This window comes from Chryseobacterium sp. C-71 (genome assembly GCF_020911865.1).
Classification (GTDB): Bacteria; Bacteroidota; Bacteroidia; order Flavobacteriales; family Weeksellaceae; genus Chryseobacterium.
In genome coordinates, this window is sequence record NZ_CP087131.1 from 2,892,320 (window position 1) to 2,910,780 (window position 18,461).

The window sequence follows — 18,461 nt, forward strand, 5'->3', positions numbered from 1 at the left end:
TTCCAATTGGAAGGCTTTTGTTGGTTGATGTGTAGTCTATAGGAGAATCGAACTCCTGTTGCAAGGATGAAAACCTTGAGTCCTTACCACTAGACGAATAGACCAAATTTTGAGGATGCAAAAATATTAATTAACATTTACACTTCAAAATTATTCTCCTTATTTATACACTTTCTGGATAATCGTATTTTTAATCCCTTTGGCTTCTAATTCTTTTTGAAGTTTTACGGCATCTTCCAAAGAAGACACTTTTCCGTAGGTGTAATAGAACATACCATTGTTTTTCTCTCTTTCCACATCTTTTAAAGTTTGTAGAATAAATGAGTTGGCGCTCAATTTATCTTTTCCGGTAAAGACTTCGATGGTGTAATATCCGGCATTTAATTTTTGGTTTGGCATAAATCCTACCGCATACGCATTTCTAAAGCCTGCGTCTTTAGCAGTTTTGATATTGCTGTCTCTTACAGACGCCATATTGGTTACGCTGTAGTAGTATTTGTAAATTCCGTTTTCTTTTAATGCTAGAATGTAATTTAAGCCTTTCAATGCAGGATCATCTTCGTTATATTTTATGGCAGAAGTCATCAATAATATTCTGAAATCATTCTTCAGCGGAACTTCTTCTTTTTTCTCAGGTTCGGGTTTTCTCGTTGGTGCCTGCACGCCGCCTTTTCTATCTACTGCTTTTTTGTAATCGATGATTGCCTTGTAAATGTTTTCTGCCGTTTGTTGCTGTCCGCTTTCTGAGTTTAAAAATGCAGCATCTTCATAATTATTTACAAATCCTGTCTCAATAAGGATAGAAGGCATCGAGCTTCTTCTTAAAATGTGAAGGTTTTCCTGTTTTACACCTCTTGAAAAACGTCCGCTTTTTTCAAAATTTCCTTCTACAAAACTTCCTACAATTAGGCTATTTTCAAGATATTTACTTTGTTGAAGTTTTAAGGCGATTAAAGATTCGGGAGAACTAGCGTCATAAGAAGCAAAAGTCTCTTTATCTTTCTCATCCAAATAGATTACGCTGTTTTCTTGTTTGGCAACTTCCAGATTTTCTCTGTTTTGAGCGGGTCCTTGTACAAAAGTTTCAGTTCCCCTTGCTGTTGCCGATCTGCTGGGCGAAGAATTTACGTGTACTGAAATAAATAAATCTGCTTTACTTCGGTTGGCTGTATTGGTTCGATCCGTTAATGATGGATATTCATCAAATTTTCTGGTGTATATTACTTTGAAATCTTTGTTTTTTTCAAGCATAGAGCCTAATTTCAGCACAATTGCCAAAGTGACGTTTTTCTCCAAAACGGTGCCAATATCTGAATAATTTCGATTCGCTCCATGGTCGCTTCCCCCATGCCCTGCGTCTAAAACAACAGTGAATTTTTTTTGAGAAAAGACAAATTGAGTAGAAAGTATGAAGAGAAATGCTAAAATTATTTTAAATTTTCGTGTGTACATCTTACAGTTTTAAAAATTATACTAATTTTGAGCCTAAATTATATAAAAACAAAATTGGACAAAACCGTCTTCAAAAATATATTACAAATTTTAATTATCCTAATTTTTAACAGTTTTTTAGCACAGCAATCTCCTAAAAAATTAACGGAAACAAAGGTAGTTAATGATACCATCCCCAAAAAGGATACCATTATTGTAAAAAAAGAAGCCTTAGAGGATGTATTCGAAACTAAGGCAGACACAGAACGTAGAGACTTTCCCAAAAAGATGATTTATCTGATCAAAAATGCTCAGATAAAGTATCAGGATATGCAGATAGATGCAGATTATATATCAATTGACGAAGCAAAAAGTACCGTTTATGCCAGAGGTAAACAAGATTCTTTAGGTAAAATTATAGAATTGGTACAGGTTACCCAAGCCGGAAAAAAATACGAAACAACAGATTTTAGCTACAATACAAAAACGAAGCAGGCAATAGCTTACAATGCTAGAACTGAAGAAAGTGAGGGGGTGATTGTTGCTCAGAAGACAAAAAAGTACAACGATTCTGTTTACGTGATGCGACGTGCAGATTTTACGACAGATGATTATTTTATAAAAAAGAAAGATACCGTAGCAGATTATAAATTACGTGCATCCCACATAAAAATGGTAAAAGGTAAAAACGGATCATCTTTGGTCACAGGGCCGGTGCAGATGTATATAGAAGAAGTTCCGACTCCGCTTGTGATGCCTTTTGCTATTTTGCCTTTTTCGCAAAAAAGATCCGCAGGTATTTTGATTCCTAGCTTTGGAGAAAGGGAAGATGTAGGTTTTTTCTTAAATGGAATAGGATATTATCAACCTATCGGCGAACATTTTGACCTGAAAGTTTTAGCAGATATTTACACAAAAGGAAGCTGGAACCTTCGTCCGGAAATGAATTACCTCAAGAAATACAGATATTCAGGTAACTTCTCGGCAGATATAGGGACAACTATTCGAGGGATTAAAGGTTTAGATGATTACAGTAAAACCGGAACTTACAGAATTGCTTGGAGACACAGTCAGGATGCAAAATCGAATCCGTTTTTAACCTTTTCTGCATCAGTGGATGTTACCAGCCAAACGTTTTATAACAATACGGTCAATAATGCTTATATTTTGAATGAGAGTGTACTGAGAACTTCCCAGAATTCTACGCTTTCGCTTACCAAAAGATTTCTAAAACTTCCTGCAACAATTACCGGAACGGCTTCTTATTCTCAGAATTTCTCTACGGGATTGGCAGATTTAAGATTGCCTCAAATGAATGTTGCAATCAATCAGTTTTATTTATTTGGTTCAAAAACGGGGGTACGAAGCGGTTTATTAGAAAATATTACCGTTAATACTGGTTTAAATTTAACCAATTTTGTGAGTACTGGTGAAGGCGAACTTTTCACCAAGGCCATGTGGGATAAGATGCAGACCGGTCTTAAAAATAATATCACGATAGGAACCAATACCACCATTGCAAAATATTTCACCTTCAGTTTGGGAGCTAATATTGATAATGCTTTAACGACGAAAACGCTGACGAGATTCTATGATCCGCTTCAAAATAAAGTAGTTGATCAGGTCAACAAAAAAGTTGCAGGATATTCTACTTTTTCTACCACCGCAAGTATCCAGACGCAGTTGTACGGACAGGCAAATTTCAAAAAAGGAGCAGCAATTGAAGCGATAAGGCACATGATGTCACCAAGTATTGGCTTTACCTATTCTCCGGATTTTGGTGAGCCAGGATTCGGCTATTTCAGAAACTTTTCTGATGCCAATGGTGCGATAACGCCTTACTCAATTTTTGATGGCGGAATTGTAGGTGCGCCAACTTCAGGAATGGTAGGTGCTTTAGGATTTAATATCGGGAATAATATCGAGATGAAGGTAAAATCTAAAAGCGATTCCACAGGTATAAAAAAAGTCAAACTATTTGAATCATTAAATATTACCGGGAATTATAATTTTGCTGCAAAAACTCACCCTTGGTCTATCATATCGATCAACGGGCAGACATCTTTATTTGATAATAAATTGAGTGTTAATACGAGTTTGACTTTAGATCCTTACAGAACAGTCTTTGCTCCGGGCGAGGAAATAGGAGTGAGAACGGAAGAATTTGGTGCTTTCAGCGTACAAGGATTCAATGTTCAGTTGTCTTATCCTTTAAGCAGCGAATTGTTTGGAGAGAAAACAGATTACGCCAAAAAATACAAACAGAAAGGGGAAATCAGAAACGAAAACTATTATTTCGATGATGACAATTATGCCCATTTTGATCAGGCCTGGACGCTGAATGTCAATGCCAACTATGCATATTCTAAAACAACGGCAAGAACTCCAAATAGACTTGCGTCGATAGGTTTAGACGGAAGTATTAAACTAACTCCATTTTGGAATATCACTGGAAGTACTCACTACGATATGGTGACCAGAGAATTGGCGTACACCAGAATCGGTTTCTCAAGAGATCAGCGAAGTTTCACCATCAATTTTAACTGGGTGCCTTTCGGACAGTATAAAGTATATGACTTTTTTATCGGAATTAAAGCCAATATCCTAAGCGATGCATTGAAGTACAAAGACCGAAGTTTTACATCGCCTAATCCACCTTTCTAATCGATATTTTTATTTAATTTTAAATTTTATATTTGCAACCGAAATAAATTTTGTCAAAATCGGCATGATTTTCACTTCTAGTGAAGATAGTGCGATATACATAATAAAATAATATATCTACTTATGAAAAAAATAGTATCTACTGTAAATGCTCCTGCAGCTATCGGGCCTTATTCTCAAGCTAATTTTGCAAACGGAGTTTTATACATCTCAGGACAAATTCCGGTTGATCCGTCTACTGGTAAATTGGTAGAAGGAATAGAAAAAGAAACGCATCAGGTAATGAAAAACCTTGAGGCTATTCTTACCGAAGCTGGAATGACTTTCAAAAATGTTGTTAAGGCAAGTATTTTCCTTAAAAGCATGGATGATTTTGCAGTGATGAATGATATTTATGCTTCTTATTTAGATGCAGAAAGCTATCCGGCAAGAGAGACTGTACAGGTTTCTTGTCTGCCAAAAAATGTTGATATTGAAATTTCTATGATTGCACATCAGGATTAATGAATTTTATCAGAAATACATTTGCCGTTTTAGTAGGTCTTGTTATCGCAGGGCTTATTATCACGCTGGGCATAAGAGCTTTCCCTAAATGGGTGACTTTTGAAGCTTTTGCGCCTTTCGAGCACTGGCAAAGATTTTTGGAAAGCATGAAAAATAATGATGCATTTTTCGGTTTTCTTCTTTTTATTTCAGGATTGGGAAGTACAGTTGGCGGAGTTGCTACAGCTATTATTGTTAAATATGCTAAAGTTGCTTATGCGATTTTAATTGGTTTCATCATGTTGTTTATAGCAATGCTTGATGTTGTTGTTTTTCCTTATCACCCTACTTTTTATAAAATTTCTATTTTCCTTATCTTTTTCCCGTTTGCGTGGATGGGAGGTAAGATTGTAGAAATCATTTATGAAAGAAAAAAGAAAAAACGAATCGCCGATAAAATGAATAATCGATAAATTTTTAAACATAAAAAAACGCTGCAGTGATTAAACCGCAGCGTTTTTTATTTACTCTGAATTTCTACTAAGGCATTTTAAATCCTTTTGTATAAATTCTTCCAAAGTTATCTACAAATTTCACTTGTACATTTCCTTGATATTTATCTAAAATCTTTTCTACGTCTTTCTGAGAATTGACTGGTTTCCCGTTGATTTCAATGATGATATAATCGTCAACGATACCTATTTTAGCCATTTCGCTGCCTTCAGATACATTTTTGCTGACAACACCACTATTTAACCCGTATTCAGTTTTAAATCTTTCATTTAACGGTTCAAATTCTGCTCCTATTTTTTCAGTAACACTCAAGTCAGCTTTTGATCTTGCGGTAGTTCCTCCATTTTGATCTTTTAAAGTAACTGTTGCTGTGTTTTCTTTTCCATTTCTAAGATAAGTTACCAAAACCTTATCGCCAGGTCTCTTGCTGCCAATTGAGATAGATAAGTCTGCGAAATCTGTAATTGGCATATCATCAACTTTTACGATAACATCACCTACTTTTAGTCCTGCATCTTGCGCCCCACTTTTTTCAGGGAAAGCTCTCAAGAAAACTCCTGAACCCACTTTAAGGTTTGCTTTTTCAGTTCTATTATAATTGGTAACTTGATTTTGATCTGAAAGATCCAATGACATTACCCCTAAGAAACCTCTCTGTACGATTCCGAATTTTTTGATGTCCTCAACTACTTTTCTTGCCAAGTTAGCAGGAACTGCAAATCCGTAACCTTGATAATATCCTGTGGTAGATGAAATTGCTGAGTTAATTCCAATCAAATCTCCATTCACATTGACCAAAGCACCTCCGGAGTTTCCTGGGTTAATAGCGGCATCGGTTTGAATAAAGCTTTCAATCGGGTTTGTGGCTTTTCCTTGTCCACCCAAAATTCCGATTCCTCTTCCTTTTGCAGAGATGATTCCGGCTGTCACTGTAGAATTTAAACCTAATGGATTACCCACGGCTAAAACCCATTGTCCTACATCAATATTATCCGAATTGGCAAAATTCAGGAACGGAAGACCTTTCTCTTCAATTTTTAATAGAGAAATATCTGTATTCGGATCTGTTCCTACTAAAGTTGCGATGTAAGATTTTTTATTGCTTAAAACAACTTCAAGCTTATTAGCTCCTGCCACAACGTGATTGTTGGAGATAATGTAACCGTCAGCCGAGATAATTACACCCGAACCCATTCCTGAAGGCATATTATCAGGAGCTTGTTGCTGTTGCTGTTTCTGTCTTTGCTGACCTCTTCCTCCAAACGGATCACCGAAGAAATAATCAAATAAATCTTGTTCAGACGCTCGGCTTGTACTTCTTGATTGGTAATTTTTGATAGTTACCACTGCCGGAACTGTCGTTTTGGCAGCCTTTACAAAATCGTCACCCACTGCTGCGGTATTCATACCCACAAAAGAGGCATTTTTGGATGATGTAAAATAAGATTGGTCAGTATTATTAGAATCATGACCTAAGTATTGCTGTACGCCAACGGTAGTAGCTCCTGAGATAACCCCTACAACGGCAAACGGTAAAAGTTTTTTTAAAGTACTCTTCATTGTATATCTTCTTTGTTTAAATTATTTGTATTACTGAATGTAAATTTAATGCTTAATTAGTATGCAATATGTATGCTGTGTTACTGTTTTAACTAAAATTTAACGACTATTGTGTCATTTTATACATTAAATCATAATTGTTAAAATATTTATTAACAAAGCTTAAGATTTTATTAAAGAAAAAGTGACATTTTTACATGATATAGAATCTGTCTTTGCATTTTAGTCATACCATCGAAATTCATATATTTGCAAAAATTTTTCTCACTTAAAACGTTTATAGCATGCAACTGTATAACACCTTAAGCGCAGAAGAAAGAGCTCAACTTATTGATGAAGCCGGTAAGCAACGCCTTACTTTGTCTTTCTATGCGTACGCCAAAATTGAAGATCCCAAAAAATTTCGCGATGACTTATTTATAGCCTGGAATGCACTTGATGCACTTGGCCGTATTTATGTTGCCCATGAAGGAATTAATGCCCAAATGAGTATTCCTGCTGATCATCTGGAACAACTCCGTGATACGTTGGAAGCTTATGATTTTATGAAAGGAATCCGATTAAATGTGGCGGTGGAGCAGGATGATCATTCTTTTTTAAAACTGACAATAAAAGTTAGAAACAAAATCGTTGCGGACGGACTAAATGACGAAACTTTTGATGTAACCAATAAAGGTATTCACTTAAAAGCGCAGGAGTTTAATAATTTATTAGAAGATCCAAATACAATTGTAGTAGATTTCAGAAATCACTACGAGAGTGAAGTCGGTCATTTTGAAGGCGCAATCACTCCCGATGTTGAAACTTTCAGAGAAAGTTTACCCATTATCAACGAACAGTTACAGGATTTTAAAGAAGATAAAAACCTTTTAATGTATTGCACAGGCGGAATTCGTTGTGAAAAAGCCAGCGCTTACTTTAAGCATCGGGGTTTTAAGAATGTTTTTCAGTTGGAAGGCGGAATTATCGAATATGCACGTCAGGTAAAGGAAGAAGGTGTTGAAAGTAAATTTTTAGGTAAAAACTTTGTATTCGACCATCGTTTGGGCGAAAGAATTACAGACGATATTATTTCACAGTGCCACCAATGTGGTAAACCTTGTGACAATCATACCAATTGTGCTAATGATGCTTGTCATTTATTGTTCATTCAATGTGATGAATGTAAAGCGGCGATGGAAAACTGCTGCTCGACAGAATGCTTAGAAATAACGCATTTGCCTGCAGCTGAACAATTAAGATTAAGAAAAGGCTTGCAGGTCGGAAATAAAGTCTTCAGAAAAGGAAAATCTGATTCTTTAACCTTTAAAAACTCAGGAGATTTGCCAGATAAACCTTTGGCAAAAGCGGAAACAAAGAATATCCGTCAAAAAATTGCTGTCAAAAAATCTTTGATTGGCAAGGCTGAACATTATTATACAAAATCAAAAATTGCACAGTTTTTAATAGAACAAAACGAACTTTCAGTTGGTGATAAAGTTTTGATTTCAGGGCCTACAACAGGCGAACAGGAAGTTACAATCACGGAAATTTTCGTGGATGGAAGTTCTTGTGAAACTGCAAAAATAGGAGACCAAATTACCTTTGAGTTACCTTTCAGAGTTCGTTTGTCTGATAAAATATATAAAATTTTAGGATAAAATAATCTTAGATTGATGATATACAAGTTGCGTTCTTTGGAGGGCAACTTTTTTTTGTGAATTATTATAATAGCTGGGAAACTCTCTTACAGTTTTATCGATTCAACGCTATTTTTTATAAATTTGAGAATGAAAAAATCAGAATTCAGAAAATTATATCTTGAAAAAAGAAAAGCACTGTTGCAAGATAAAGTTGTTTCATTGTCTGAGAAAATTTTCGAGAATTTCATCAATTATTTTAAACCGATTTTAGGACAGAAAATTCATATTTTTATTCCTATTGAAAAGTTTAACGAAATAAAAACTGAACGTTTCATTCAATATTTTTTAAGCCGAAATATTCAGGTTTTTGTCCCAAAAATTGTTGATACTAAATTGATTTCTGTTGAGATTTTCAATGAAACAAAATTTGAAATAAATAATTGGGGAATTTCTGAGCCTGTCTCAAATCAAGATTCGGGAATTTCTGATTTTGATTTTATCATTACTCCACTTTTATATTGCGACAGTAAAGGCAATAGAGTAGGCTATGGCAAAGGTTTTTATGATGAGTTTTTTGAAAGTGTTTCCAAAGATTCAAAAAAAATCGGAGTCAATTATTTTGACCCCGATGATATGATTGATGATGTCTGGGAAAATGATATTCCCTTAGACTATCTGGTAACTCCTACAGAAGTACTGTCTTTTTTCAAAGGATTCTGATAGAAATTAACAAAATAAAACTGAAATTCTTTTTTAAATTTTACAGGTTTTGAGATCAACGTATACTGTGCATTTTTCTCAAATGTGCCGATAGATTTGTTTTTGCTGTCAAAATATTCCACATTAAATTTAGCCAAATCTAATGTATCCTGATTCTGAATTTCCTTATAAACCTTTAGATTATTTACTTTCACAGATTTTACTTTAAGGCTTTCAAGTTCTTTAAATAGAGGCTTAAATGTAAGGCTGTCCGGTTTGTGGAAATATCCCTGCATTTGAGAGTAGATGGTCGTGTCAATCTCCGTATTTCTGCTTCCCGACAGATATAAAGTAGTGAGTTCTAATAATTGCTCAACTTTTAGGGTTGTGATTCCGTTGATGACCTGTACGCTATCCATCTGCACGGCAGGGTAGGTTTTTTGATTGCTGCTATTTCTTAGTTTATCTAAATCGCTGATAGTCTGCTGTTCCTCTTTTTTACAAGATGCGAAAACGAGCATCACTAATGCAAAAATCCAAAGTTTATTGATTATTTTCATTGGTTGAGATTTTAAATTTAATGGAAATTATTTTGCCCTTTTTGTCCTTTTTCATTTCAATAACCGAAAGGTTTTTCAGGGAGGTTGTAGGTGTTGTAACTAAAGTAATGTATTTCTGCTTATCTAAAGTTTCAATTCCATAAATTTCATTATCATAAACTTGAGAAATAACAGCGTCGTTGCTGATGCGGTTTTCGAGTTGACGCCTTTTGATGGTGATTTGCTCTGACGGATTTCCCGAGACATCTTTAGTTGAGTAATAAAACACTGCCATCTTATAATCGTCCGGTTTTAAAGCAATGGTTTCTTCATCTGAAGCATTTTCCAGATTTCTGTTGATTTCCAGATTTTCATATACTGTTGAACTTATTTGCATCCTTAAGTTCTTATCTTTCGTAGGATAATGAAAGCATTCACCAGGTTTTAATCTGAAATATACGGGTGATTCATTTTGCTTAATCACCTTTATCTCGATATTGCTTTGTACTTTTTGATTTCTGTCAGCATCCGTAAAACAATAAGTGTAAGTTTTCTCAAATAATTCATCTTTAAAACCTAAAAGTCCCAATAAGATCACAAAAATTGATGTAGCGGCAATCCAAGCTATTCTTTGATGGTTCTTTTTTATTGGTTTTACCTCTGTTTTCTCAGGAGAATTTTCAATTACTATTTTTTGTTCAATGATTTGGTTTTCAGTATCATTTTTTTGTAAAACGGCGTTTTCGGGTGCTTTAAATTCAATTGTTTTAGGTTGATAATCAGTTTTGGGAAGATTTAATGCACTTGAAACTGTTTTTTCTAATTCTCTGCGCTCATCATCTTCCAAATCTTTCTCATCTTGTAGCAATTCTCCGGCGAAAAGGTGTTGTTTTTTAAACTCGTACCATGAAGTATAGCCTGCATAAACACTCAATAAAGTGAGCATGTCGATTCGGGGTAACTTGGTAACTGGAGAATTTTTAAAATAGGTGTAAAAAGTCTTTTCACTAATGTTACCTTTTGCCTTTTTTCGGAGATCTTCCTGAAAATATATGATGTCTATTCCCTTCCATTTTGATATATCATCATAGGAAGGAGTGTATTCTTTCAGATATTGAGCCTGTACGTCCTTTTTTAGTTGCTCAAAGTGTAGTAAATCTAAATCAGTCAATTTTTTAATAAAGTATTAATGTATTGATTTTCAGTGTTATTTATTTGTAAAACTGTTTTACAAAGGTATTACAATTATTTTTCATAAACAAATTTCATATCTGCTATACCTTTGTCTTGTTCAAATATCCGAACAGAGAAAAAGATTTAAAAAAACAATATTAACAAATTAAATTTAATTTATTATGAAAAAGTCATTATTCGTAGCTGCTATCGCTGCAATCTCTCTAGTTGCTTGTAAAAAAGGTGAAGCTACTACAGAAAACAAAGATTCTATCGAAGCTAACGCTGATTCAGCTCAAAACGCTATTGATTCTACTACTAACGTTGCTGTAGATTCTACTAAAGCTGCTGGAGATATGAAGAAAGACAGCGTTGAAGCTAAGTCTGATTCTGCTAAAGTTGCTAAGTAATTAGTAGTTACAAAAGAATAAAAAAACCGTTTCGCCCAGCGAAGCGGTTTTTTTATGCTCTATATGTCTATTCCTGAAATAACGATACACAAAAAAGAATCGTTATGAAAGAACCAGTGGAATCGCTTTATGTAAAGCGTACACAGAAAGATTACAGTTTGAGTTTTAAAGTTCAGATTGTAAAAGCAATTGAATCAGGAAAATTGGGAATTACAGAATGTCGTAAGAAATATGCGATACAATCTCGTTCCACGATTGTCAATTGGCTTAGAAAATACGGTAACTTTGATTGGGATAATCAAATACCAAGTTCTATGCAAAAAACTCCTGAACAAAGAATTATGGAATTGGAGGCTGAAGTAAAACTGCTTGAGAAACAAAAAGCCTTACTCGAAAGACAAGCCTACATTGCCGATAAAAAGGCTATCTTTTTCGATATGATGATCAACCTTGCTGAAAGCGAATACCATATCGATATCAGAAAAAACTCCGCATCCGCACAATCAACAACTTCCGCAGAACAGAAAAAGAAACCTTAGTTTTTACCTGTGGATTGTCCGGATTGGATAGACAAGTCTATTATAGAAGTTTGAAACGCAGCACAGTGCGAATGAGCAAAGCTCAACAAGTGGTCGCATTGGTGGAAGAAAAACGTATACTACAACCAAAGATTGGCGGTAAAAAGCTGTATTTTATGTTGAAAGAACCTTTAGGAGCTCTGAATATTGGCAGAGATAAGTTCTTTGGTATTTTACGGGCCAATCATTTACTGATTGTTCCAAAAAGAAGTTATCACGTCACGACCAACTCCCACCACCGCTTTAGAAAGCACAGAAATATGATATTGGACTATCAAATCACTAAACCCAATGAAGTTTGGGTGGCAGATATTACTTACATCGGAAACAGAAAGAATCCGAGTTATTTAAGTTTAATAACAGATGCATATTCCAAGAAAATTGTTGGGCATCACGTTGCGAATAATTTAAATACAGAAAGCAGTTTAATTGCATTGAAGAAAGCTTTAAAAAATAAAAAAGTGAATTTAGAATCGTTAATCCATCATTCTGACCGTGGTCTGCAGTATTGCTCTAATGAATACCAAAGATTATTGGGAAAGCACAACATCAATTGTAGTATGACGCAAAACTCAGACCCCTACGAAAATGCAGTGGCAGAAAGGATTAATGGAATTTTGAAACAAGAATTTGATATTGATAAATACGATATGGAAACAAAATTAAGAAGAAGGGTTGTAAATGAGTCAATTCAAATATACAATGAAGTAAGACCTCATTTTTCAAATCATTATTTAACCCCAAACCAAATGCACGAACAGTCCGTATTGAAAATGAAAACCTATAAAACAAAAAACCAAAGCAAAAACGTTTTTGCTTTGGTTTAATTATTTATTTTTGACCTATAATCTGTATCGATTTTTTAGGACGGGACAATATTTTAATTAAAAAGAAGTTTGTTTCTAGTTCTTCTTTTGTTTCAAAGTTTCGTAGCAGGTAATTGCTACAGCATTACTAAGATTTAGAGAATCAATACTTCCTGACATAGGAATTAATGTATTCTTTCCTTTTCCGAACCAGAAATCACTTAGTCCTGAATGCTCAGTTCCAAATAGAACAGCAGATCTTTTCGTAAAATCACGTTTATATAAATCCTCAGAAGTCTCATCCATAATGGTTGTGTAGATGTTGAAATTATTTTCCTTAAGAAATTCTAAGGTTTCCTGATTTTCAGCTTGAAAAACGTCCATTCCAAACAAACATCCCACGCTGGAACGAATTACATTGGGGTTATAGAAATCTGTTTTTGCATCAGCAATAATCAAAGCATCAATTCCGAAAGCTTCGCAGCTTCTCAGAATGGCTCCCAGATTTCCGGGCTTTTCAACACCTTCAACAATGATTACGGTTGAGTTTTCTTTAGGTTTAAAAGTATTCAATGCAGCTTCTTTTGCTTTATAAATCCCGATAATTCCTTCAGAACTTCCTCTATAGGCTATTTTTTCATAGACTTTTTCAGATACGTAATAGATTTTCTCTTTCGGAAGTTCTCCTTTAAAAATATTTTCACAAATAAAGAATTCTTCAGCTTCAAAAAGATATTTCTGAGCTCTTGCGTTTTCCTGCTGTCCTTCCACGACAAAAACACCCGATTTTTTTCGGAAACGGTTATCTGTTAAAAGTTTGGTAATGGTTTTTATTTTTTCGTTCTGAAAACTTTCGATAATCATGATTGATGGTTGATAAATGATAGTTGATGCAAAAATAATTTTTAAAAATCATTTAACCATCATAAATCCTCATTTATACCATTGATCAGACTTTGTGGAAGCTCTTTTTTATTTTTTATTCCGAGTGCTTTTAATTTTTGAGTTTGAATAACCAAATTATCGTTTCCGGAATATAATTGCTTGAAAGCGTCATCGTAAACACTTCTTGCTGAATTTAAATTTTTGCCTACTTTTTCTAAATTTTCTACAAAACCGACAAATTTGTCGTATAATTTTGCTCCTCGTTCGGCAATTTCCATTGAATTTCTGTTTTGATATTCTCTTTTCCAGAGATCGGCAATCAATTTCAGGGAAGTAATCAGATTACTTGGATTGAGAAGTAGAATTCTTTTCTCGTAAGCAAAATTCCAAAGGTTTTGATCTGCCTGCATGGCAGCAATATAAGCCGGTTCGCTGGGAATAAACATCATCACAAAGTCTAATGATTTTCCGTAGTCATCATAAGCTTTCTGGCTCAGTTGGCTGATGTGAGTTTTAATAGAAGACAAATGCTGATTGACTTTGATTTGGTAAATATCTGAATCTGTTTCGTCAACCAATTCTGTGAAAGCGGTGAGAGAAACTTTGGAATCGATAATTACATTTCTTTCATCTGGATATTTTACAACGGCATCCGGACGCATCTTTTTGCCTGAAAATTCTGAAAATAAAGCTTTATTATCATCATCTTTAAGCTCGTGTTCCAGAAAATATTCTCTTCCTTTTACCAAGCCTGATTTTTCCAAAATACTTTCCAAAATCATTTCACCCCAGTTTCCCTGAGTTTTGCTTTCGCCTTTCAAGGCTCGCGTTAGTTTTTTTGCGTCTTCGGAAATTTGCTGATTCAGTAAGGATAATTCTTTTACTTTTTCGCCCAAAGAAAAACGTTCTTTGTTTTCCTTTTCGTAAACTTCATTGACTTTGTTTTTTAAATCAGTAATTCTTTCTTGGAACGGGTCGAGAATATTTTTTAAATTGGTTTGATTTAAATTGGTAAATTTTTCTGTTTTTTCTTCTAAAATTTTATTGGCGAGATTTTCAAATTGCAGTTTTCCTTCTTCCTGAATTCTTTTTGTTTCTTCTTTCTGATCTTTAAGAAAAGTATTTTCGGCGGAAACTTTTGCAAATTCGGCTTTTAAGTCATTTAAAAGATCTGATTGCTGAAGATTGGCTTCTTTTTCATTTTTAATAATCCCCTCTAGATCCTGAGTTTTAAGATTTAAATTCTCTAAATCGGCATTAGCTTTAATATATAAATGATTCAGTTCATCATAAGATTTTCTTGAAATCATTGAAGATTTTAGATAGAAATAGATTAAAAATGAACCTAAAATTCCTCCAATAAAACAACCGATGATGAGATAAGTGATTTCCATTTTTCAAAATTACAAAACAATGAATTATTTTTTTTATGGTTAACAGTAATCTTTCGGTAATTATATGGTTTTTGTTTTTTCTAAAATTTCAATATTTTTCACAACATCATGGCTTTCACATTTCTTCAGTTCTTTGGCTAAATTTGAAGAAAGTAATTTGGGATTCAAAATTTGTGATGCAACTTTAGCCGCAGCATAATCTACGATATTGATTACAGATTCTTTTAAGAAATTTGGAGTGTTTGAAGCAATTACAGCAGTTGCCCAAGAAGTTTCTCTCGCTTTTGAAATGGCAAAATCTAAAATCACATTGTCTTTTCCGTTAGAAAGTTTGTCAATCAGATTCACGGGATAGCATATTTTATTTAAAGAATCCTGAACGTTTTGGTTGATCGATGCAATCACTGAATTGATGTTTTCAAAATCTTTTTTCAAAGGATTTATTTTGCGAAAAGGCATGACCGAAGCTGCGGAAATTCCCAAATCTAAATTAATGTGTGCATTCATCCCAAGAAAAATGTGCTGAAGAATCAAAAGATCTTTATTTTTTGTCGCTTCGAAAGCGAGATACCATGCGTTTGTGCATTTTCCCCCTTTTCTGTAATTTTCCCAAGCTTCAAGATATCGTTTAGCAAAAGCGAGATCCAATAGAACCATTCTGGGATTGTCTTCAAATTTTTTCTGCTGAATTCCTTTTAAAACCTGTGCGGTCATAATTCTGTAAGTACACGCAAAATAGCCTACAGGACTTTGGTTTGCTTTACTCCAAATGATAATTTCATCTAATTTTTTCAGAACTTCTTCGATAGTTTTCATGGTGGTTTAGTTTTATTTAAAGATAAGAATAAACCTCGCAGGTTTTGCAAGGTTAGGTTTTTGGAATGGGATATTTAAAATTTAAAGAGGGAATATTTCTTAAATCTTCAAAATCATGAAAAATCTGCGTTTCGTCGAGATAGCCACCAAAAGGGTTTCTTTTACCGAAGCCAAAATACCATTCGTTAGTTTTAGTGAGCTGAACTAATTTATCATTTTCTTTTTCTTTTGAATAGAAATTTTTATTGAGAGATTCCCAATACAAAGTAAAATCTCCAATGGAACTTTCGATATGAAATTGAGCATTTTCAAAATCAATATTTCTAAGAATGTTTTCTATTTTTAGTATGAAGCTATTCCAATCACGTAAGTCTAAACCAAAACATTTATAAGTCGCTGCAAAACCAAAAATCGGATTTTCATAATAGTAAGGTCTTTCAGAGTCGCCAAGACTAAACATACTTGTATTTATGAAAGGATAGTCTTCATCTTTTCTAAGATTTTTTATAAAATCTGCTGACTTTTTGTAGTCGCTATCAATTTTTACATATCCATAAATAGAAGTGTACTCACTCATCTTTCACTCAGTTTTTTAAGGTTTCTCTTTTGCAATCTCTTTATGATGCTTTAAGTACAATGGTAAAGCTGCAGAGCCATACCACGGAAAGATTTCATAATTGAAAACTCCAGCCGAAACTGCGGGGTCTGTTTTTACCCAGGACTCGGCTTCTTCTTTAGATTTTGTATTGAAAATAAACATTCCGCGGTAGTCTCGTTGGTTTTTTCCGGAGAACGGTCCTGCGACAACAATTTTTCCTTCTTTCGCAAGCTTTCCTATGTTTTCCATGTGCCCTTTCATCAGTTCGCTCATTTTAGCTTTGTCTTCAATTTTCGCTGAACCTGTTGTGAGTATAACGATTGTGTAAGCTTTCATTCCATAATTGTCTGCTCCTAATGAATCTGCTAATTTTTGATTGTAACTGATTTTTGAATCGCCAGAGCTTCCATCTTTCCCTGGGGCTCCAGGTTTTCCATCTTCACCTCTGGTATAGATGAAACAAGATGTCAAAGTGGATGAGATTACAATTAGTGTAATAAGTTTTTTCATCATTCTTGCGTTTTAATTAATCTTTAATTCTTAGAAATTCTTTCGCCAACTCAATCATTTTAGGGTCGCCTGTGTATTTTCCGTGTTCGTCTGAAAGTTTTACTGTAGGAATCCACTCCTTGTTTAAAGCTTGAACTCCGATTAGTTTCATCACAATATTCATGGGCTTCAAACCTACATCATTCGTAAGATTGGTTCCGATACCGAAAGAAACACCGATTTTTCCTTTGCAGTAATTGGTAATTTCTTCTACTTTTTCAAGATTTAAGTTATCAGAAAAAATGATGTATTTGAATAAAGGATTAATTCCGTTTCTATTGTAATGAGCGATTGTTTTGTCTGCAAATTCAAATGGATCTCCGCTGTCGTGACGTACACCGTCGAAAAGTTTAGCAAATTTCTTGTCAAACTGCTGGAAGAAAACATCAGTTGTATAGGTGTCTGAAAGTGCGACTCCCAAATCTCCACGGTAAACGTCAACCCAGTGTTCAAGCGCTAATTCGTTGGCCATTTTGAAACCAAATTCAGCCCCATGGAACATAAACCACTCGTGAGCATGAGTCCCGATAGGTTTTACATTATACTTCATCGCAAAATGTACGTTTGAACTTCCTATAAATGTAGATTCTTTTTTCTGCGTTAAAGCTTCCATAACTAAATTCTGAACCTTATAAGAATGCCTTCTTCTTGTTCCGAATTCTGCGAAATTAACTCCCAATTCATTTAATGAATCCGCTTTTTCTAAAGTTTTGCTCATTACAACATCGTTAGAGTCTCTTTCTAAATGATTCATCTCATAATGCAACTCGCTTATTAAAGCCAATAAAGGGACTTCCCACAAAATTGTTCTGTACCAAAGTCCTTCTACGATAACGCTCAAATCATTTCCGGTTTGTGTAATTTTTACTTCTGACGGGTCGTAATGATAACCTTCTAAAAAATCTAAATAAGGTAAATTTAAATACGGACAGGTTCTGGCCAGAAATTTCTTCTCGTCTTTGGTGAGTTTCAGCTCTGCCATTTTATCAACAATAGTTTTCAGGGCAACGTCAAATCCTTCAGGGAAATGATGTTTTCCACGATTGATAAATTCATATTTTACGATTTGGCTTGGGAAAAGTTTGACAACGGCATTTTGCATAGTGATTTTATAAAAATCGTTGTCGAGTATTGAATTGAGTCGTATTTCGGACATATTTTAATTTTAAATAAATTTAATAAAATAAATAAAAAAAATCGCCTTTTTGACGGGCGATTTTGCAATCAATAAAATGATTTTTGTCTTTTATTTTCCTAAGTATGAATTGTACATCCAAACTTCTTTTTCTTGTTCGGTGATATAGTCGCTCATTTGAGAGTTGGTACCTTCATCGCCTGCTTCATCAGTAATAGCTAAAAGTTCTCTTTGTAAATCGATAACAACTTTGAAAGAGTTTAGAATGATTTCTACACTTTTATTCCCATCACTTACTTCCTTGCTTTCATTGATTGTTGAAACCTGAAGATAATCTGAATAATTATGCGCAGGAGTTGCACCTAAAGTCAGAATTCTTTCTGCGATTTCATCAATTTTTAGAACCAGACTATTGTAAAGCTCTTCAAATTTTGGATGAAGGGTAAAGAATTGTTCACCTTTTATATTCCAGTGAGAACCTCTTGTGTTTTGATAGAATACTGAATAATTTGCTAATAGTATATTGAGTTTTTCTGAGATGTTTTTGCAGTCGGCTTCTTGTAAACCGATAATGTTGGCATTTTTCATAATGTTTATTTTTTAATA

19 protein-coding genes and 1 tRNA gene are annotated in these 18,461 nt (G+C 34.2%); 8 read left to right on the top strand and 12 right to left on the bottom strand.

Annotation, left to right across the window (positions count from 1 at the left end; genetic code table 11):
- Positions 1 to 32 precede the first annotated feature (32 nt).
- Positions 33 to 104, bottom strand: a tRNA-Glu gene (locus tag LNP04_RS13240).
- A gap of 55 nt (positions 105 to 159) precedes the next feature.
- Positions 160 to 1,452, bottom strand: a complete 1,293-nt coding sequence (locus LNP04_RS13245) for an N-acetylmuramoyl-L-alanine amidase (RefSeq protein WP_229983430.1) — start codon at positions 1,450 to 1,452, stop codon at positions 160 to 162.
- 54 nt (positions 1,453 to 1,506) lie between these two features.
- Between LNP04_RS13245 and LNP04_RS13250 the strand changes: the two genes are divergently transcribed.
- From LNP04_RS13250 to LNP04_RS13260, 3 genes are all read left to right on the top strand, one after another.
- Entirely contained in the window at positions 1,507 to 4,095 is a 2,589-nt protein-coding gene (locus LNP04_RS13250) for a putative LPS assembly protein LptD (RefSeq protein ID WP_229983431.1), read from the top strand.
- 123 nt (positions 4,096 to 4,218) lie between these two features.
- On the top strand, positions 4,219 to 4,599 hold the full coding sequence (locus LNP04_RS13255; protein WP_229983432.1) for a RidA family protein: 381 nt from the start codon (positions 4,219 to 4,221) through the stop codon (positions 4,597 to 4,599).
- A complete protein-coding gene (locus LNP04_RS13260) occupies positions 4,599 to 5,051 on the top strand; it encodes a hypothetical protein (protein ID WP_229983433.1) in 453 nt (150 codons plus the stop codon). Before LNP04_RS13255 ends, LNP04_RS13260 begins: the two co-directional genes overlap by 1 nt.
- Positions 5,052 to 5,118: 67 nt before the next feature.
- On the opposite strand, the gene LNP04_RS13265 is transcribed toward LNP04_RS13260, so the two are convergent.
- A complete protein-coding gene (locus LNP04_RS13265) occupies positions 5,119 to 6,651 on the bottom strand; it encodes a trypsin-like peptidase domain-containing protein (RefSeq protein ID WP_229983434.1) in 1,533 nt (510 codons plus the stop codon).
- 284 nt (positions 6,652 to 6,935) lie between these two features.
- Between LNP04_RS13265 and LNP04_RS13270 the strand changes: the two genes are divergently transcribed.
- Positions 6,936 to 8,291: a rhodanese-related sulfurtransferase gene (locus tag LNP04_RS13270; protein ID WP_229983435.1), complete on the top strand. Its 1,356-nt coding sequence runs from the start codon at positions 6,936 to 6,938 to the stop codon at positions 8,289 to 8,291.
- A 129-nt stretch (positions 8,292 to 8,420) separates the two neighbouring features.
- Positions 8,421 to 8,993, top strand: a complete 573-nt coding sequence (locus LNP04_RS13275) for a 5-formyltetrahydrofolate cyclo-ligase (RefSeq protein ID WP_229983436.1) — start codon at positions 8,421 to 8,423, stop codon at positions 8,991 to 8,993.
- Here LNP04_RS13275 and LNP04_RS13280 read toward each other — a convergent pair.
- Together LNP04_RS13280 and LNP04_RS13285 are read right to left on the bottom strand one after the other, a co-directional pair.
- Positions 8,945 to 9,532 (bottom strand): hypothetical protein, encoded by a 588-nt coding sequence (locus LNP04_RS13280; RefSeq protein ID WP_229983437.1) that lies wholly within the window; start codon positions 9,530 to 9,532, stop codon positions 8,945 to 8,947. The genes LNP04_RS13275 and LNP04_RS13280 overlap by 49 nt on opposite strands.
- Positions 9,516 to 10,682, bottom strand: a complete 1,167-nt coding sequence (locus LNP04_RS13285; RefSeq protein ID WP_229983438.1) for a hypothetical protein — start codon at positions 10,680 to 10,682, stop codon at positions 9,516 to 9,518. The genes LNP04_RS13280 and LNP04_RS13285 overlap by 17 nt, the downstream gene beginning before the upstream one ends.
- A 184-nt stretch (positions 10,683 to 10,866) precedes the next feature.
- Here LNP04_RS13285 and LNP04_RS13290 point away from each other — a divergent pair, with 184 nt between their 5' ends.
- From LNP04_RS13290 to LNP04_RS13300, 3 genes are all read left to right on the top strand, one after another.
- Positions 10,867 to 11,094, top strand: coding sequence for a hypothetical protein (locus LNP04_RS13290; RefSeq protein WP_229983439.1), 228 nt, complete (start codon positions 10,867 to 10,869; stop codon positions 11,092 to 11,094).
- 104 nt (positions 11,095 to 11,198) lie between these two features.
- Positions 11,199 to 11,633: a hypothetical protein gene (locus LNP04_RS13295; RefSeq protein ID WP_229983440.1), complete on the top strand. Its 435-nt coding sequence runs from the start codon at positions 11,199 to 11,201 to the stop codon at positions 11,631 to 11,633.
- Between the two features lie 50 nt (positions 11,634 to 11,683).
- Positions 11,684 to 12,499, top strand: coding sequence for an IS3 family transposase (locus LNP04_RS13300; RefSeq protein WP_229983441.1), 816 nt, complete (start codon positions 11,684 to 11,686; stop codon positions 12,497 to 12,499).
- 75 nt (positions 12,500 to 12,574) lie between these two features.
- Here the strand turns inward: LNP04_RS13300 and LNP04_RS13305 are convergent, their stop codons facing one another.
- The 7 genes from LNP04_RS13305 to LNP04_RS13335 form a co-directional block, all read right to left on the bottom strand.
- Positions 12,575 to 13,342, bottom strand: coding sequence for an RNA methyltransferase (locus tag LNP04_RS13305; RefSeq protein ID WP_229983442.1), 768 nt, complete (start codon positions 13,340 to 13,342; stop codon positions 12,575 to 12,577).
- A 59-nt stretch (positions 13,343 to 13,401) separates the two neighbouring features.
- Positions 13,402 to 14,757, bottom strand: coding sequence for a DNA recombination protein RmuC (rmuC, locus tag LNP04_RS13310; protein ID WP_229983443.1), 1,356 nt, complete (start codon positions 14,755 to 14,757; stop codon positions 13,402 to 13,404).
- Between the two features lie 60 nt (positions 14,758 to 14,817).
- On the bottom strand, positions 14,818 to 15,573 hold the full coding sequence (locus tag LNP04_RS13315; protein WP_229983444.1) for a DUF5995 family protein: 756 nt from the start codon (positions 15,571 to 15,573) through the stop codon (positions 14,818 to 14,820).
- Between the two features lie 52 nt (positions 15,574 to 15,625).
- Positions 15,626 to 16,150, bottom strand: coding sequence for a hypothetical protein (locus LNP04_RS13320; RefSeq protein WP_229983445.1), 525 nt, complete (start codon positions 16,148 to 16,150; stop codon positions 15,626 to 15,628).
- Positions 16,151 to 16,165: 15 nt separating this feature from the next.
- Entirely contained in the window at positions 16,166 to 16,684 is a 519-nt protein-coding gene (locus LNP04_RS13325; protein ID WP_229983446.1) for a YciI family protein, read from the bottom strand.
- A gap of 13 nt (positions 16,685 to 16,697) precedes the next feature.
- A complete protein-coding gene (gene pncB / locus LNP04_RS13330; RefSeq protein ID WP_229983447.1) occupies positions 16,698 to 17,876 on the bottom strand; it encodes a nicotinate phosphoribosyltransferase in 1,179 nt (392 codons plus the stop codon).
- 90 nt (positions 17,877 to 17,966) lie between these two features.
- A complete protein-coding gene (locus LNP04_RS13335) occupies positions 17,967 to 18,443 on the bottom strand; it encodes a Dps family protein (protein ID WP_229983448.1) in 477 nt (158 codons plus the stop codon).
- Between the last annotated feature and the right edge of the window lie 18 nt (positions 18,444 to 18,461).

Coding starts and splice junctions, on each gene's coding strand:
- LNP04_RS13295 (WP_229983440.1), top strand. CDS start 11,199: ATGAAAGAACCAGTGGAATCGCTTTATGTAAAGCGTACACAGAAAGAT.
- LNP04_RS13290 (WP_229983439.1), top strand. CDS start 10,867: ATGAAAAAGTCATTATTCGTAGCTGCTATCGCTGCAATCTCTCTAGTT.
- LNP04_RS13320 (WP_229983445.1), bottom strand. CDS start 16,150: ATGAGTGAGTACACTTCTATTTATGGATATGTAAAAATTGATAGCGAC.
- LNP04_RS13255 (WP_229983432.1), top strand. CDS start 4,219: ATGAAAAAAATAGTATCTACTGTAAATGCTCCTGCAGCTATCGGGCCT.
- LNP04_RS13270 (WP_229983435.1), top strand. CDS start 6,936: ATGCAACTGTATAACACCTTAAGCGCAGAAGAAAGAGCTCAACTTATT.
- LNP04_RS13245 (WP_229983430.1), bottom strand. CDS start 1,452: ATGTACACACGAAAATTTAAAATAATTTTAGCATTTCTCTTCATACTT.
- LNP04_RS13315 (WP_229983444.1), bottom strand. CDS start 15,573: ATGAAAACTATCGAAGAAGTTCTGAAAAAATTAGATGAAATTATCATT.
- LNP04_RS13305 (WP_229983442.1), bottom strand. CDS start 13,342: ATGATTATCGAAAGTTTTCAGAACGAAAAAATAAAAACCATTACCAAA.
- LNP04_RS13275 (WP_229983436.1), top strand. CDS start 8,421: ATGAAAAAATCAGAATTCAGAAAATTATATCTTGAAAAAAGAAAAGCA.
- LNP04_RS13280 (WP_229983437.1), bottom strand. CDS start 9,532: ATGAAAATAATCAATAAACTTTGGATTTTTGCATTAGTGATGCTCGTT.
- LNP04_RS13260 (WP_229983433.1), top strand. CDS start 4,599: ATGAATTTTATCAGAAATACATTTGCCGTTTTAGTAGGTCTTGTTATC.
- pncB (WP_229983447.1), bottom strand. CDS start 17,876: ATGTCCGAAATACGACTCAATTCAATACTCGACAACGATTTTTATAAA.
- LNP04_RS13335 (WP_229983448.1), bottom strand. CDS start 18,443: ATGAAAAATGCCAACATTATCGGTTTACAAGAAGCCGACTGCAAAAAC.
- LNP04_RS13325 (WP_229983446.1), bottom strand. CDS start 16,684: ATGATGAAAAAACTTATTACACTAATTGTAATCTCATCCACTTTGACA.
- rmuC (WP_229983443.1), bottom strand. CDS start 14,757: ATGGAAATCACTTATCTCATCATCGGTTGTTTTATTGGAGGAATTTTA.
- LNP04_RS13265 (WP_229983434.1), bottom strand. CDS start 6,651: ATGAAGAGTACTTTAAAAAAACTTTTACCGTTTGCCGTTGTAGGGGTT.